We start from the raw sequence: 16433 nt of genomic DNA, 5'->3' as shown, positions 1-16433 counted from the left end.
GAGTAAAGTTTCTGTACAGAAACTTTACTCTAAATTAGATATTATTTAGGATTTCTCCATAAGATGGGTTCCGTGCACTACCGCAGCACCAGCTCTTAGTGCTGCTGCAATAAATGTAGTTTCAGCTAATTCTTCATCAGTGGCTCCAGCTTTTACAGCGTTGTTTTTATGGATTTCTAAACAATATGGGCATTGAGTAGTTAATGCTACTGCTACGGCTATTAACTCTTTGTATTTTACAGGAATTGCCCCTTCTTCTAAGGCGATACTGTCAAAAGCTTGAAATGCTTTCATCGCTTTATCTGCGTTTTTTCCTAAGGCACCTAATTGTTTTAGGTTTTTCATATCATACATAATATTCTGTTTTTTAAGATTAGTTTCGTCCAGCAATTACTCCTCCGTCTGTATCCCATATTGCTCCGGTAACCCAAGAGGCTTGATCAGATAGTAGAAATGTGATACTATTAGCGATGTCTTGAGGTGTACCATTTCTTCCTATCGGGTGAAACTGGTTAAAGCCTGTTAATGCTTTTTTAGCTTCTTCTGCACTTCCAAATACACTATTATAGACGGGTGTTTCAACAACGGCAGGAGATACTGCATTTACTCGAATACCGTGATCTGCTAATTCCATTGCAAGATGTTGAGTTAGTGAGTGTAACCCAGCTTTTTGCATAGAGTACGCTGATGAAGGTGTTGCTTTAACCGCTTGTTTTGCCCACATAGAACCTACATTTACAATAGCACCACTATTGGTTTCTTTCATTTTTTTTGCGGCCGCTTGGGTGATAAAGAAAAAACCTCTGTTAAGATCTTGATAAGAATCATAATCTTCAATAGTATGATCTAGAAAAGCCTTTGGACCAAATATTCCTGATGCATTTACCAAATAATCCAGGTTGTCTAATTGAGATATGGTTTGAATGAGTTTCTGTACACTTTCTGTATCGGTAATATCTGCCTGATGTTTAATCAGGTTGTTCTTATCAGAGATTTTAGAAGTGTTTCTACCTACAATATGCACAATTGCACCTTGATCAATTAATGTTTCAGTAGTGGCATAACCAATTCCGCTAGTTCCTCCAATAATGAGAGCGGTTTTGTTTTCAAATGTTTTCATAAGTATTATATTTAAATGCTTAAAAAAAGACAGACAAGTCTGTCTTTATGTGGGTAAAAAAATTAATTTATAATGTTTTGACAAAGTGATAACCCAGCATCAATAGGCCATAAACTTTGATGTAATTTACTTTCTGCAATCGAACTTTCATAAATTAAGTAAATCTTTCTGGCAAGCAGATCATTTTGAGCATCAGAATCACGGTCATAATTTTGTTTTACAAGTTGTTTGATAAACAAAATGAATGCTTCCTTTTGCTTTTGTATTTCTTCCTTTATTCTAATGTTTTCTTTTGGAATTTCAGAAACAGTATTGAGACACCAGCATCCATTGAAATCACTTTGATTATAGAATTTTTTAAGAAAATAGAACAAAGCGAATAATTGATCTTTTCCTGCTTTGGCATTTTCTACAAAATCTTTTATGTCTTTTCTAAAGGTACTATTCTTAAAATCTAGATATGCTAAACATATATCTTCTTTTGAAGCAAAATGGTTATACAATGTTGCTTTGGCAATACCAGCTTCTTTTATGATTTCATTAATCCCTGTAAGATTATAACCTTGCTTATAGAAAAGATTAGAGGCGGTTTCTATAATATGTTGTCTTACTTTAGAATGTTTCATAGTGCAAATATAGAAAATAATTTCAAAAACAGACAAGTCTGTCTACTTTTTTCATAAGTATCATTTTTGAAAAAGAAAATAAACTGATTAGTTTGATAATTAGGGGATTAAAATAGCTTTTCTTTAATCTTTCTCCAGCGAAGGTTGCGTATAAATATACCTTCTGCCTCAGAAACCAGAAAGGTTTGATTGGCTTTTTTTGCTTTTAAGAACCCTGATATATAATCAGATATCAAATAGGGTCGTTTTTTTAACCAGGCCAATTTGATCGAAGCGATAATCGTAATCCAAAAACCATATCTCATACGATAGAAAGCTTCTCCTTGTTTATATTTTGCTTTAGGGTTATAGGTGTTTCCGGTGGGTTTTAGGTGCTTGACTTTTAAAGAGGTATCTGTTTTGATCTGCCAATCGTGGTATTGTGCCTGTAATTCATCAACGGTATCCCAACCCATTGAAGGTTTAAGGCCATTAATGTCATTAAAACAAGCAGCTCGATATGCTTTTAATGCTCCGCGGATATGATCTTTATTGGTTAGGTTTTCCAGAATCCAATCTTTGTTTTGTTGGATATAACAAAAACCGCCAGCCATACCAATTTTGTCATTACTATTAAAATGATTAACTATTTTTTCTAAATAATCGATAGGAAAAATAAGGTCGGCATCAAACTTGCAAATGATATCATAATCTGTATTTAACGTTTCATAACCTTTATAAAATGCATTAATCACCTTGCTGCCTGGCATATGATCTTCAGAGGTGTTTGTAGATAGCAATGATATATAATCATATTTGGCAGTAAATTCCCGAATAATATGTTCGGTATTATCCGTAGAGTTGTCGTTTACCACCACTATTTTTTTAGGAAGTAAAGTTTGAGAGACCAAGGAATCTAATGTTTTGGCAATAAATCTTTCTTCATTATGAGCTGGTATGACTATATATACGTTCAAAAAAGTAATAAATTTTTGATTAGAAATCTAAAGTTAAAAAACTAAGAGCTTTTTACTCGTTCTGCATAAACAATATAATATCTAGGCGTAAAATATCTTAGTAAAGGTCTGAATCCAATTTTTTTTATTGGGTGTGGCCATTTATTAGTTGCTTTGACCTCCCAGCCTGCTTTTTCCAGAAGCCAATCAAATTGCCAATCTTCAAACTCGTGATAATGTCGATCCCAAGGATCTGTCTTGCTACGATATGCAGGGGAGAACCACAGTCTAAGTGGTATGGAGGCTACAAGTTTATTAGCTTTGATATCTCTAAGTACATTAAAAGGCGCGATCAGATGTTCAAAAATTTCAAAAGCAGTTACAATTTCTGCATCACTATTTTTAATACTATCTGTAACAAGATCTAGGTCTTCACCTGATGTGTTAGAAACAGTATACCCCTCTTTCTCCATAAATTCTACAAAAGGGTTTCTGACTCCTAAATCTAATATTTTAGAAGGTGCAGGAGCATGTTCTCTTAAAAATTCTAGTGTCTTTTGATATCTTCTGTGAGGAAAGCTTCCTTCGTACATAGTTGTTAAATCAAAGATTAAGCTGTAAAAATAGAAATTTAGCAAGACTAGGGCTATTTCCAGGATCTAATTTTTAATTGAATTACTGTAGCGATTGATAAAGCTCTTGTTTTCATCAGATTTGCTTTTTCTCCAATAAAATTCTGATCTATTGTAGCATTAAATAATGATAACCAGGTATCAAAATGCTTGATTTCTAGAGATTTTTGGAGATGTATATTCTTATGTATCTGAAGTACATTTTTTTTATAACCTCCTTTTCTAAATAGTTGTTGCTCCCAGAAATTTGTAATATGTGGTAGGTGTTCTTCTAAATCTATTTTTGCTACTTCAGTAAAAAAATGACCTATTTCAGGATGTATTAGTGCTTTGCGATAAAAGATATCCATAATAATGGCAATATCTTCTCTGGAAGTAATATCTCGCATTGATTAGATTTTTTTCAAAAGTATAACCAAAAGATAAGGATGTTTTTATTTTATAATATTTTAACAGAAGGTACTAGTAGAGATACAAGATAGTAGGTAATAGTGTAATTGATAAGGTTTTTATTGAATCAAAATAGAATCTGAAATATGAACTACTGTTTTTCTGAAAATGCATTTTGTTTAGAAACAAGGAGGTTTCTAATTTCTTGTTGTTTTTCCTTTTCGATCATTTTTTGATGTGCATAGGCAAAAATTGCATTTTCAATGACTTCATTTTCTCGTTCTCCTGATAGGATATAAGAAATAATAGTTTTGGAATAAGGAGTTTTGTTAGTTGTAAGAATGTTATTTTTTGTCAGATATTCTAGTATTTTCTTAATGTGTTTACTTCCGATGCTTTTGATAATTGCTTCGCGTTCTTCTGGTGTGATCATAAATTGTTGACAAATGTTAATAGTATGGTTATCTTTGACAATAATATGTTATAGTTTAGTATACAATATTATATATAATATTAGATAAAAACAAATAAAAAGTTAATATTTTGGATGAAAAAGGCAAAATTTTAGATAGAGTTATCATTTTCTCAGAATCTTTAGGTAATAGTTTGAGAAGTTTTAGTTTATCTATTGGAGCTAGTCCTGGTTATTTACACAGATTACAATCTACCAAAAGTAATATAGGAGGAGATTTTATAGAAAAAATTATAGAGTCATATCCGCAACTTAATCCTGTTTGGTTGATTACTGGTGAAGGAAGAATGCTTAAAAATTCTTATGAAGCTAATGAAGCTCAGACTGCATATGGAAATAGAGACTTTTTTAAAGAAGCTTTGTTAAATTACCTCGATGATAGTGATGTGCAGGATAAGGTAATTCAAGCAGTGAGTAAGCAAAACATTGTTTATAAACAGAACGATAAAAAAGAAGAATAAAGTAAATAGAATACTTTAGGTATAAAATAAAAGGTCTGAAGATATCATTAAATGATTTTCAGACCTTTTTTAGGAACAATAATAATATTATGTTGACTATACTTCTTCCATATATGCTTCAATAGGAGTACAAGTACAGATAAGATTTCTATCTCCGTATGCGTCATCTACTCGACGTACAGAGGGCCAGAATTTATTATCAGCTATATATGATAAAGGATAAGCTGCTTGCTCTCTTGTATAAGGAAAATCCCATGTATCTGCCGTAAGCATTGCCAAAGTGTGTGGTGCATTTTTCATCACATTATTTGGATTGTCTGCACTGGTTTCGGCGATTTCTTTACGAATACTGATCATTGCATCGCAAAAACGATCCAACTCTGCTTTGCTTTCACTTTCTGTAGGTTCTATCATAATAGTTCCAGCTACAGGAAAAGATACTGTAGGAGCGTGGAAACCATAATCCATTAATCGTTTTGCAATATCAGTTACTTCGATTCCGTTAGCTTTAAAAGGGCGGCAGTCTACAATCATCTCGTGTGCTGCACGACCACGTTCTCCAGAGTATAGAGTGTTATAATGGCCGTTTAAACGCTCTTTGATATAATTGGCATTAAGTATAGCATATTCAGTTGATTTTTTCAATCCTTCTTCGCCTAACATTGTTATATAGCCATAGGATATAAGGCAAGCAAGGGCTGATCCCCAAGGTGCTGCAGATATCGCAGTAATGGCTTGATCTCCTCCAGTTGTAATAACAGGGTTGCCTGGTAAAAACGGTACCAATTGTTCTGCAACACAGATAGGTCCTACTCCTGGTCCTCCACCACCGTGAGGTATAGCAAAGGTCTTATGAAGGTTAAGGTGACATACATCTGCACCAATAGCTCCAGGATTGGTAAGTCCAACTTGTGCATTCATATTGGCTCCATCCATATATACTTGCCCTCCATTATTGTGGATGATTTGAGTGATCTCTTTGATGGCAGATTCATATACACCGTGAGTCGAAGGATAAGTAACCATCAATGCTGCAAGGTTTTCTTTATGTAGTTCTGCTTTTTCTCTAAGATCATCAACATCAATATTTCCTTCTTCGGTAGCTTTGGTAACCACTACTTTCATTCCAGCCATAACTGCTGATGCAGGGTTGGTACCGTGCGCAGAAGATGGTATTAGGCAAATGTTACGATGATGATCATCTCTGGATTCGTGATAAGCACGTATTACCATCAATCCTGCAAATTCTCCTTGCGCCCCAGAATTAGGTTGTAAAGATGTTGCGGCAAAACCGGTAATTTCTGTAAGTTGATCTTCTAACTTTTTAAGAGCCTCTTGATATCCTTGAGCCTGATCTATAGGAGCAAACGGATGTATATTACCCCATTGAGGATCACTTAATGGTAACATTTCTGAGGCTGCATTTAGTTTCATTGTACAGGATCCCAGAGCTATCATTGAGTGATTTAATGATAAATCTTTACGTTCTAGTTTTTTGATATATCGCATCAATTCTGTTTCAGAATGATATGAGCTAAATACATCGTTAGTTAAGAATTCAGTATTTCTTTTGATATTAATATTGATGATATCCGATTTTTCAATCTGCTCGATTTGTATTGCTTCTTTTCCAGCAACTGAAGCAAAGATTGATATAATTGCATTAATATCAGTGATTGAAGTAGCTTCATTTAATGAGATAGAGACAGTATCTGCATCTGGATAATAGAAGTTTACTTCATTAGCTTCTGCTATTTCTTTAACTTTACTAGTGTCTGCTTTTATTCTTATTGTATCAAAATAAACTGTATTAAGTTGTTCAAAACCTAGATTATTTAATGCATTACTTAATGTCGCAGTGGTACTGTTAACTTTATCCGCAATATAATTTAATCCGTCAGGACCGTGATATACTGCATACATTCCTGCCATTACAGCCAGAAGTACCTGTGCAGTACAGATGTTAGATGTAGCCTTATCTCTTTTTATGTGTTGTTCTCTGGTTTGTAGAGCCATACGTAATGCACGATTGCCATTTGTATCCTGAGTAACTCCTATAATTCTTCCTGGAATATTTCTTTTATAGGCTTCTCTTGTTGCAAAGTAAGCAGCGTGAGGTCCGCCATACCCCAAAGGAATACCAAAACGTTGAGTAGTACCAACTACTACATCTGCATCAAAACTCCCTGGAGATTTTAAAGACACTAAACTTAATATGTCTGCTGCAACAGCAACTTTGATATCTGCCTGATGTGCTTTTTCTACAAAATCTGCATAATCATATACTTGCCCGGATTTTCCAGGGTATTGTAAAATAGCTCCATAAAAATCATTAGAGAAATCAAATTGTTGATGATTTCCTATGACTAGTTCTATATCAAGAGGAATGGCTCTTGTCTTTAATGTAGATAGTGTTTGAGGCAAAATTTCTTCAGAAACGAAGAATTTATTGATATTATTTTTTTTCTGATCACGTGACCTAACTGCATAAAGCATGGTCATAGCCTCGGCAGCTGCGGTACTTTCATCCAGTAAAGAGGCATTGGCTAACTCCATACCTGTAAGATCACAGATCATGGTTTGGAAGTTTAATAATGCTTCTAATCTTCCTTGCGCAATTTCTGCCTGGTAAGGGGTATAAGCTGTATACCAACCTGGGTTTTCCAAAATGTTACGTTGGATAACTGCTGGGAGACATGCTTCATGATATCCTAAACCTATATAAGTTTTAAAAACTTTATTATTAGCAGATAACTTCTGCATATGAGCAGAGTACTCTTGCTCACTCATAGCAGGTGCAAGATTCAATGGTTTTTTTAGAAGAATATCATCTGGAATAGTTTCATAAATCAATTGATCTTTTGATTCTACTTTTATAGTATCCAGCATATTTGCCAGGTCCTTATTTGATGGCCCTATATGGCGTAACGTAAATAAGTCAGTTTTCATAAAACAAAAACGATTGAGATTTAGCGGCAAAAGTACATATTTAATCCTAAAAACTTTCACAATAAATTAACCTGAAACTACCAAGTTTTTAACCATTTTAGAGTGTTATTAACAGATAAGGTTAAATTTGCATCGTGGAAGTCGTAAAAAGTATATTCAGATTCTATATTAACGGTAGTATTCATGTCGCTCTTGCGATCTGTGCACTTATACAGGTTACTTATATGAAGTTTGAAGTTTCTGGAGATTACATCATCTTTTTTTTTAGTTTTTTCTGCTCTTTGTTAGCTTATAACTTTATTAAATATTCAAAAGTTACTAAGTTGTATCATCAGCGACTTACAAAATCAATGAAAAGTATTCGTTTGTTGACCTTGTTGTCTGCTATACTTTTTGTGTACTTTGCGTTTCAGGTTTCCTATAAAACATTGTTGTATTTAAGTCCTTTTATTGCTTTAACAATATTGTATGCTGTTCCTGTTTTTCCGAACAAAAAAAATTTAAGAAGTGTTGCTGGAGTAAAAATCTTTATAATAGCTTCAGTATGGGCTGGAACTACAGTTTTAGTACCTATGGTCTATGCAGAAGGGGGTCTTACTTTTGATCTTTTTATTGAGATGATACAACGATTTCTGTTTATTGTTGTAATGATGTTACCTTTTGAAGTAAGGGATCTGCAGTATGATGATATCGCTTTGGAAACGATTCCTCAAAAGATAGGAATAACGCGGACCAAAGTTTTTGGAAGTATTTTATTAGTGATATTTCTATTATTGACAGCAATTAAAGATGTTCTCTCATCTACAGAAATTCTGAGTACAATTGCAATAACGACGATTAGTCTTTTGTTTTTATGGGGAACAGAGAAAAAACAATCAGAATATTATTGTTCTTTTTGGGTAGAAAGTGTACCAATAATGTGGTTGTTAATCGTAGTGCTTCTTCAAAATGTATTTTAGTTCATTTTTTTCTGTAATTCCTTTTTCATTAATTCTTTATCTGCGGCACAGATAGTTTGAACCTGAGGGTCACCCATAGCTTTGGTAAGTTTTGTATTCCTTTTTGTGTAGGCTCTACTAAGTCTACAATATAATAAGCGTATGTTTAGTTTTATAAGTTCCACAAAAGAAGCTTCTCCATACTGGTTTTTGTCACAAATGTGTTTTGCTTCTTCATGTGATATAAATAACTTTTTATCAGTAGTTTTCATCTATTCATATAATCTTTTTACAGGCCACATGCTATACTTATAGATACTTAAAATAATCATTTCACCTGACTAAGTTAGTACAGATTATTTTAATCAAGGTAAGGTTATAATAATGTCTCACCCATTTCTACTTTTACAGTATTTTATGTTTGCTTTTTGATGTTTTAAAAGGCTGTACGCTAACTATTCAGCCATTTTTTGTTTTAATTTTTCTTTCATAGCATCTTTATCGGCTTTGTTAATGCTTATGACTTTAGGGTCTTTAACTAATTTTGTTAGCTTTCCATTATTCGTCGAATACTTTCTACAAGCCTTACAATAAATAAGATGTATATTAAGCTTAACTTTCTCCCAGAAAGTAGCTTCTTTATATTGATTTTTGTCACAGAAATGGTTTGCTTCTGAACAACTTACAAATATTCCTTTATCTTTACTCATTTTACTAGAACCAATTTTTTTCAAGACACTCTGCCATTGCAGTACGCGCTCGATGAATAATTACCCACAAATTAGACGCAGTAATATCAAATTCATTACAGATAGCTTCAGTATCAAAACCCTGTATTGTTTTCATCTTAAAGATAAGTGCTTGTTTTTCCGGTAATTTGCCCAGACAATTATGTATTGCTAAACCAAGCTCTTCGTTTTCTATTTCGCTATCGGCGTTACCGTCAAAGGGATCTGCAACTCTTTCTTCCAGCCAATCTCCTTCGGTTTCAGAATCTCCAGAGTAGTTGATTCTTACTTCAGCTTTACCTTTATTACTATTTATTTTGCGATAATGATCTATAATTTTTCTTTTTAGAATAGAAATGAGCCAAGTACGCTCACTGGCTTCTCCCTTGAAATTTTTCATAGATTTAAGTCCGGCAAAGAATGTTTCTTGTACCAAATCCTGAGCAATTTCTTTGTCATCAACTCGTACAATGGTGTAATTGAATAAGTAATCACTATACTTATCAACCCATGTAGTGGGGTCTATGATGTTTGTTGACATGTTAAATTTTATTGTTGGACTCCCCAAAAATAGGATAAAAAGTTGAATCTTATAGGGTTTACCTAATGAATATTAAATAGCGATAGATACTGTATATATTTGAAGAACTATCTTGGAGGGGTTATTGTAATGTTTGCAGTTTATTTACTGCCTATAGGAATAGTATGTTTTAATAAGTAATATCTATGTATTCTGTATAAGAAATAGTCTTTAAATTTATTTTTTTGCTTCGAGGTGCATTTTTATAGATTGATTTCTCGAATTAAGAAATTGAATTAAATGTTTTTTTAAACATAGGTAATTAAAGATATTGCCCAAAAAACTATATGGTGTTTCATATTCTAATATATCTGTCATTTCAGTCCCATAGCTTGTTTGATTGAATATATGTTGGTGTTTGAATGATTTAAAATGACCCTTGATCATTTCGTCAATAAAATAGGTAGGATAGGATAATGCTGTTATTTTACTCTGGTGTGTTAAATATAAACCAAAATGTTTTCCTTTCCAGGTTACTGTTTCATTGAGTTCAATAATACCAGTTGTGGTTCCGGCAATAGCCTTTTCTTTAGAACTCTGTGCGGACTTTATATGAAAATCGATGTTTCTTGAAAGATCAAAAACCTTTTCTATAGGAGCTGTTATTTGTGTTTTGAGATAAATTTTGGTCATAACTTAGAATTAATTAACGAGTTAAATCATTTAATGTTTGATCTAGATGAGGATACAAAAAATTAAAACCGTGATGTATTAATTTTTCAGGAATTACATTTCGGCTTTTAAGAATAAGCTCGGTTTCAGTTTTGATAATATAAGCTCCCAATTCTAATATAGGTTTAGACAATGTTATCCCGATAGATACATTTAAGGCACTTCTAAGGGTTTTCATAAGTACTGTATTGGTGGTTGGTTTTGGAGAAACAATATTTATGACTCCTTTGATATCTTGATTATTAATTATAAAAGCGATACTTCTTGCAAAGTCGGTTTCATGTATCCAGCTAAACTTTTGATTGCCTTGGCCTTGTGAACCACCCAATCCAATTTTTACTAGTTTTATAATTGGAGGAAGAGCTCCTCCTTGTGTTCCCAGTACAATTGAAGTTCTTATGGCTACTTTTCTTGTATGCGGAGTAGATTGTGTAAAAAATGTTTTCTCCCAGGAGGTAGCCACATTTACAGAAAACCCAGATCCAATTTCACCAGTAGTTTCAGTCATTTCTTTATCTAATGAATGTCTATATATGGTTGCGGTCGATGAATTTATCCAAACTTTTGGTGGATGAATACATTGCTCAATAGCTTTACCAAGTATTAGCGTAGATTCTATCCTGGAATTTAAGATGAGATCTTTGTTTCTTTGATTGTATCTACAGTCTACTGATTTTCCTGTTAGATTGATTAAAGCATCTGCATTATTCAATTCATTTTTCCAACCTCCAAGTGTTTTTGCATTCCAATGTACAAAATGGATATGGTTTTCAGTTCGGGTTTTACCACGAGTCAATACAATGATTTTTTCAGTTTTAGATTTAAAATGGTTAATCAATATTTTTCCAAGGAAGCCTGTTCCTGCAGCAATAACAATTTTTTTCATAAGTGATGTAATTAATATAATAGTATAGGTAGCCAAAGCACCCTGTAAAACACCTAAGTCCAGGTTAAATAAGTAGGTAAACCTAACTTTTTGATTCGGCGTATATGTTCAATGATCATAATTGAAATAACTACGAAGAAATAAAACACTCGTATTTCTACACTAAAAGTGCTTTTTTGATTCATAATTAAAAAAGGGATTAACATCAAAGATCCCAGCAAGGATATTGTGATCATATTATATATATAAGAAGTGATTATTTTTTTATTTATAAATATCAAAATGATCATACCTTGCCAGAATATTTGACCTGAACACATTAAAAATTCTAATATCAATTTATCATCTGGGATTATTTCGGGAATTGCTTTTGAGTAATAAAACAATGTTATTGTCGAAATTACAGTTGCAATTATGATATAAACCCATTGATAAGTAATAGAATGAGTATTCATTTTTATTTCTCTGCAGTAATTAAGTAATACCCGAAGCTTTGCATATGTAACCCGGATAATAAAGCAAATAAAGATCCTTTTAGATTTTTCCAACTCTGAGGTTTTAGATGTTTTTTTCTGAATATTTTTTTGAGAATAAATCCGGTAATTGCAAAAGGAACATGTAGTACCGATGGAGCAACTCTGAAAGAAACATCTTCTATTCTGATATTTCTAAAACCGATCTCTTCTAGAGATTTTTTTACAGTGCCAATGCTTCCTAATCCTTCTAGACTCCAACCTTTACATAATTCTTTATAACAATAATGACTCCCTAAACATAATTGATCAGCATCTTTTTTTAGAAAAGCATCTGCGATAACTAATCTGGAGTTGGGCTTTAAAATACGATAGGCTTCCTGTAAAGATTCTTTACTGTGTCCAGAATGACAAAGACTTTCAATAGCGTAAGCACCATTAACGCTATCATTTTTAAAAGAAGTATTGCAATAATTCTCTTCGAGGATTAAACCATTTACATTTTTTAATCTTTTATTTCCTTCCTTAACTTGAAATGAAGATAATGTCACTCCAATAATATGAAGCAAAGGATATTTGCGTAGCCCATATCTCATTGCACCACCGATACCACAACCCAGATCAGCGACAAGTGAATTTTTTTTAGGAATATCTAAACGATCAAACACTTGTTGATTCATTTCGTTTAACATAGAATCACGTTTAAAGAGATTGGTTTTAAAAGGGATGTAATACCCAAAATGCATATTAAAATCCTTACTCCATAACTCATAATCTTCTGTAGCTTCATCATAGAATTCAATGACCTTTTCTTTGTTGGATTTCTGAAATCTGATTTTATGTAATATAGAGAATGTGCTCATGATAAAATGTTTTAGATATAAGTGATAGATTATTTTGTAGTCATTGATAGTTTTGTGCTTGGATTATCAGAACTACTCGCACTTAGTTCAGAAACTAAGTTTGTTATATAGACAAAATATCCGGCAATTGACATCGGAACAACTGTCATAAAAACAATTGCAAAATCAGTATTTATGATTTCGGTAGCCCATAATAATCCGTATAGAATGGCAATCCCAAAATAAATGCTAAGGTGTCGTTTATGAGTTAGTTGAAGTTTCTCCCAAGAAATCAGTATGCTTAGAGCAAGGATGACTTGAATTGCTCCTAGAAAAAATTGAGCAATTAAACCAAGGTAGATTGTTACATATAATACCAAAGTGATAATAAAACACCATTTGTTTATGTTATGTATTGTTTTCATGTTATTGATAATTTTAAAGTTTCAGAAAAAATTGAAATATATATTGAAAAAGAAAAGGATACTATATCCCTTTGCTTTCTTTTGATATGTTTTACTTAATTAATTTTACTAAAGTTTTTGTTATCCAGTTCTGTTCCTGGCTTACTATTTTATTCATCATGGTATCTGCAGTATCTGCTAGATCATACAATGCTTTAGTTTGTTTTATTAACTCTTCGGTTTTTTTAGAACCATCATTAGTAATTCCAGATACATCTTTAAGTACTTTTATTACCGGTTTAATCTCTCTTCTACTACGCTCTTTGGCTACTTGTCTTGCCAGTTCTTGTACATCTTTTTCAGAAACAAAATATTCTTTACGTTCACCAACTTTATTTTCTTTAAATACGATTCCCCAGTCTATTAGTTGTCGTAGGTTCATACTCGCATTTCCTCTTGAGATATGTAATTCTTCCATGATTTCTTCCATAGAGAGTGGTTCTGGAGAAATCCATAACAAAGCGTGGATCTGCGCCATTGCCTTATTAATGCCCCATAATGTTCCTAGAGCTCCCCAAGTGGATATAAATTTATCTTTTGCTTCATTGTAATTCATAGTTCAAATATACAATAAATTTTAAACTTTCAAAAATTATTGAAAATTAAACATTTTGTACAAGTGAATACATATTAATTTGAGGTGTATCCAGTTGTTATTTTGTGGGGAATCCACTTTTGTTAAACGTTGATTTTATGTAAGTTATGGATCTAACACAAACTCAATATTAAAATGAAAAAATTAAGCTTAATTATTTCAATAGCATGCCTATGCCTTTTTTTAACGGCAGGTTATGCTCAGAAAAAATCAAAAATGTTTTTTGCGACCATGGAAACTGCGGATGCTTTGGGGTTAAAAAAAGACCATCCTAAAGATATTCGGATTATGGCATCTCAAAATGGGTATAGTGCCGTAATGCTGAGTCCGCATGCAGCAGAAGAATTACATCATAAAATATTAACTCATGGACCAGGATTTATTTATGAAAGCTCAGAAAAGAACGCACTAAATGCTATAAAAAATGTAAACAAACTTTCTCTTGCAAAACAACGTGCGGCTGGATTTAGTATCACTCAAGATCAGTTAGTACGGCAAAGCCTTGATTTGGTTAATAATGTTAACATCGCTAATCAGATTCAGGAACTTGAAAATTATGGAACGCGATATCACACAACTAATAGCGCTCGACAAGCTGTTTTGGATCTAAAAACAAGGTGGGAGAATATGGCTGGTAGCAGAAGTGATATCTCTGTAAGGATAGTAAACCATACCAGTACCAATATGCCTTCTGTAGTAATGACTATTAGAGGAACAGATGAGCCAGATGAATTTGTAATCCTTGGGGGACATATAGATTCAACGGCAGGAGGGAATAACAATAATGCACCTGGTGCCGATGATAATGCATCTGGTATCGCGACTATTACTGAAGCCGCCAGAGTATTATTTTCTATGAATTTTAAACCTAAAAGAACCATAGAATTGATGGCCTTTGCGGCAGAAGAGGTAGGCCTGAGAGGCTCCAAAGAGATTGCAGAGGATTATAAAAACCGTAATGTTAATGTAGTGAGTTATATGCAATTGGATATGACAAATTATAAAGGATCTACCAACGATGTTTATATATCTACCGATTCTTATAATGATGATACTTTAAATGATTTTATGATCGAATTATTAAATCATTATAATGCCTCTGGAACGCATAGAATTACATACGGAACTTCTCAATGTAACTACGGTTGTTCTGATCATTACAGTTGGGCACAACAAGGATATAAAGTAACTTTTCCTTTTGAAGCTCGTTTTGGAGAACACAACCCTAACATACACACAACTAGAGATACTTTTGATCGTTCTCCAACACCCAATGCTACGCATGCGGCTAAGTTTGCAAAATTAGCATTAGAATATCTAATCGAAATCTCTAATGGAGTTTCTGGCGGAGGAGGTGGAGAACCTTGTGCAAATACAGTCAATACATTTCCGTATAATCAAGGATTTGAGGGTTCAATAGGTAATTGGGCTCAGTCTTCTAACGATGATTTAAATTGGACAGTAGATGCTAATGGTACTCCTTCTAACGGTACAGGACCTGCTAGTGCTGCAGAAGGATCTTCTTATATATATGTAGAGGCTTCTGGTAGCGGAACTGGTTTTCCTTCTAAAAACGCAATACTTAACTCTCCTTGTTTTGACCTTAATGGAGTATCATCAAGTAGTCTGAGTTTTAAGTATCATATGCAAGGAAGTGCAATAGGTACCTTATCTGTAGAAGCCAGTGATGATGGTGGAGCAACCTGGTCTAATATTTATGAAAAAACAGGAGAACAAGGAAGCGGTTGGAATACAGCCGATATTAACCTCGCTTCTTATACAGGAGGTGTTGTGCAGTTTAGACTTAGTGTGGTAACTGGTAGTAGCTGGCAAGGTGATATTGCTATTGATGATCTTAGTGTTGGCGGATCGGGAGATCCAGATCCAGATGTATGTGTAGCTTTGGATTTTAATGATTATACAGTTACTTCTTTTTCTAATCAGGATAATGCTGGTAATTTCTCAATAGTTGGAGGAGGATCAGGATTATCTATGCAAAATAATACCTGGAAATATATTGCATTTAATTATACAGTTACTGCCAATACAGTTTTAGAATTCGATTTTAGCAGTACTTCTCAGGGAGAAATTCATGGTATTGGTTTTGAGAATGATAATACTTTGACATCTAATAGATATTTTAAAGTACATGGTACTCAGAATTATGGAGTAACCAACTATGATAATTATTCAAGTGGTACTATATCATATACTATTCCTGTTGGAGATTTTTATACAGGTGCTATGGATCGATTAGTGTTTGTAAATGATAATGATGCAGGAAGTGGCAATAATTCTACATTTTCTAATGTAAAAGTTTATGAAGGATCTTGTTCTAGGTCAACGGAGTCACATGTGGCTTTTGGGACAAATACTCCTATTCTTGGAAACGAAGATGAAAGTGTATTGTCTGCTATTATTATTACGCCTAATCCAACAAAAGATAGTTTTGTGATTCATGTGAAAGATTCTAAAATCAAAAATGTGAAAGCTACTATATATACTATTTTAGGCGAAAAAGCATCTCAGATGATATTGAAGCCTGGAATAAATACAGTATCTGCGAAGAATTTATCATTAGGATCAGGAATATATCTCATCAAAATAGAAAGTGAAGGAGAAAGAACCGTTGTGCAAAAAGTAATTATTCAATAAATAAGAATTTTTTAA

Annotated in this window: 20 protein-coding genes; 3 read left to right on the top strand and 17 right to left on the bottom strand. The window is 33.1% G+C overall.

The genetic code is table 11. From position 1 onward, the window contains the following. Window positions 1-45: 45 nt before the first annotated feature. The 7 genes from U0D62_RS02730 to U0D62_RS02700 form a co-directional block, all read right to left on the bottom strand. Complete coding sequence (locus tag U0D62_RS02730) at window positions 46-345, bottom strand: carboxymuconolactone decarboxylase family protein (protein WP_322193759.1); 300 nt, start codon at window positions 343-345, stop codon at window positions 46-48. A gap of 28 nt (window positions 346-373) precedes the next feature. Then, the gene (locus tag U0D62_RS02725) at window positions 374-1120 is read right to left on the bottom strand and encodes an SDR family NAD(P)-dependent oxidoreductase (RefSeq protein ID WP_322193758.1); all 747 of its coding nucleotides are present in this window, start codon (window positions 1118-1120) and stop codon (window positions 374-376) included. A 62-nt stretch (window positions 1121-1182) separates the two neighbouring features. Next, window positions 1183-1746, bottom strand: a complete 564-nt coding sequence (locus U0D62_RS02720) for a TetR/AcrR family transcriptional regulator (RefSeq protein ID WP_322193757.1) — start codon at window positions 1744-1746, stop codon at window positions 1183-1185. A 107-nt stretch (window positions 1747-1853) separates the two neighbouring features. Then, on the bottom strand, window positions 1854-2702 hold the full coding sequence (locus U0D62_RS02715; RefSeq protein ID WP_322193756.1) for a glycosyltransferase family 2 protein: 849 nt from the start codon (window positions 2700-2702) through the stop codon (window positions 1854-1856). 41 nt (window positions 2703-2743) lie between these two features. Beyond that, window positions 2744-3274: a methyltransferase domain-containing protein gene (locus U0D62_RS02710; protein WP_322193755.1), complete on the bottom strand. Its 531-nt coding sequence runs from the start codon at window positions 3272-3274 to the stop codon at window positions 2744-2746. A gap of 53 nt (window positions 3275-3327) precedes the next feature. Next, window positions 3328-3702, bottom strand: a complete 375-nt coding sequence (locus U0D62_RS02705) for a group III truncated hemoglobin (protein WP_322193754.1) — start codon at window positions 3700-3702, stop codon at window positions 3328-3330. 152 nt (window positions 3703-3854) lie between these two features. Beyond that, window positions 3855-4136 carry a hypothetical protein gene (locus tag U0D62_RS02700; RefSeq protein ID WP_322193753.1) on the bottom strand — a complete coding sequence of 94 codons (282 nt, stop codon included), beginning with the start codon at window positions 4134-4136 and terminating at the stop codon, window positions 3855-3857. Between the two features lie 110 nt (window positions 4137-4246). Between U0D62_RS02700 and U0D62_RS02695 the strand changes: the two genes are divergently transcribed. Then, the gene (locus U0D62_RS02695) at window positions 4247-4636 is read left to right on the top strand and encodes a PDC sensor domain-containing protein (protein ID WP_322193752.1); all 390 of its coding nucleotides are present in this window, start codon (window positions 4247-4249) and stop codon (window positions 4634-4636) included. A 96-nt stretch (window positions 4637-4732) separates the two neighbouring features. On the opposite strand, the gene gcvP is transcribed toward U0D62_RS02695, so the two are convergent. Continuing rightward, window positions 4733-7585: an aminomethyl-transferring glycine dehydrogenase gene (gcvP, locus tag U0D62_RS02690; RefSeq protein WP_322193751.1), complete on the bottom strand. Its 2853-nt coding sequence runs from the start codon at window positions 7583-7585 to the stop codon at window positions 4733-4735. 134 nt (window positions 7586-7719) lie between these two features. Between gcvP and U0D62_RS02685 the strand changes: the two genes are divergently transcribed. Then, window positions 7720-8544, top strand: coding sequence for a UbiA prenyltransferase family protein (locus tag U0D62_RS02685; protein ID WP_322193750.1), 825 nt, complete (start codon window positions 7720-7722; stop codon window positions 8542-8544). Here the strand turns inward: U0D62_RS02685 and U0D62_RS02680 are convergent. The 9 genes from U0D62_RS02680 to U0D62_RS02640 form a co-directional block, all read right to left on the bottom strand. Then, complete coding sequence (locus U0D62_RS02680; RefSeq protein ID WP_322193749.1) at window positions 8541-8795, bottom strand: hypothetical protein; 255 nt, start codon at window positions 8793-8795, stop codon at window positions 8541-8543. The genes U0D62_RS02685 and U0D62_RS02680 overlap by 4 nt on opposite strands. A 183-nt stretch (window positions 8796-8978) precedes the next feature. Then, window positions 8979-9233 carry a hypothetical protein gene (locus U0D62_RS02675; RefSeq protein ID WP_322193748.1) on the bottom strand — a complete coding sequence of 85 codons (255 nt, stop codon included), beginning with the start codon at window positions 9231-9233 and terminating at the stop codon, window positions 8979-8981. 4 nt (window positions 9234-9237) lie between these two features. Next, entirely contained in the window at window positions 9238-9792 is a 555-nt protein-coding gene (locus U0D62_RS02670; RefSeq protein ID WP_322193747.1) for a sigma-70 family RNA polymerase sigma factor, read from the bottom strand. A 216-nt stretch (window positions 9793-10008) separates the two neighbouring features. After that, window positions 10009-10464 carry an SRPBCC family protein gene (locus U0D62_RS02665; RefSeq protein WP_322193746.1) on the bottom strand — a complete coding sequence of 152 codons (456 nt, stop codon included), beginning with the start codon at window positions 10462-10464 and terminating at the stop codon, window positions 10009-10011. A gap of 13 nt (window positions 10465-10477) precedes the next feature. After that, complete coding sequence (locus U0D62_RS02660) at window positions 10478-11389, bottom strand: TIGR01777 family oxidoreductase (RefSeq protein WP_322193745.1); 912 nt, start codon at window positions 11387-11389, stop codon at window positions 10478-10480. Window positions 11390-11442: 53 nt separating this feature from the next. After that, entirely contained in the window at window positions 11443-11844 is a 402-nt protein-coding gene (locus tag U0D62_RS02655) for a hypothetical protein (RefSeq protein ID WP_322193744.1), read from the bottom strand. A 2-nt stretch (window positions 11845-11846) separates the two neighbouring features. Then, on the bottom strand, window positions 11847-12725 hold the full coding sequence (locus U0D62_RS02650) for a methyltransferase domain-containing protein (protein ID WP_322193743.1): 879 nt from the start codon (window positions 12723-12725) through the stop codon (window positions 11847-11849). 29 nt (window positions 12726-12754) lie between these two features. Next, window positions 12755-13129 (bottom strand): hypothetical protein, encoded by a 375-nt coding sequence (locus U0D62_RS02645; protein ID WP_322193742.1) that lies wholly within the window; start codon window positions 13127-13129, stop codon window positions 12755-12757. A gap of 91 nt (window positions 13130-13220) precedes the next feature. Beyond that, entirely contained in the window at window positions 13221-13724 is a 504-nt protein-coding gene (locus U0D62_RS02640; protein ID WP_322193741.1) for a GbsR/MarR family transcriptional regulator, read from the bottom strand. A 174-nt stretch (window positions 13725-13898) separates the two neighbouring features. Here U0D62_RS02640 and U0D62_RS02635 point away from each other — a divergent pair, with 174 nt between their 5' ends. Then, complete coding sequence (locus U0D62_RS02635; protein WP_322193740.1) at window positions 13899-16418, top strand: M20/M25/M40 family metallo-hydrolase; 2520 nt, start codon at window positions 13899-13901, stop codon at window positions 16416-16418. The last annotated feature ends 15 nt before the right edge of the window (window positions 16419-16433 follow it).

The organism is Aquimarina callyspongiae (assembly GCF_034322225.1).
Lineage (GTDB): Bacteria > Bacteroidota > Bacteroidia > Flavobacteriales > Flavobacteriaceae > Aquimarina.
Note: the sequence above shows the minus strand (reverse complement) of the source record. Positions and strands in the feature narration are given on the sequence as shown.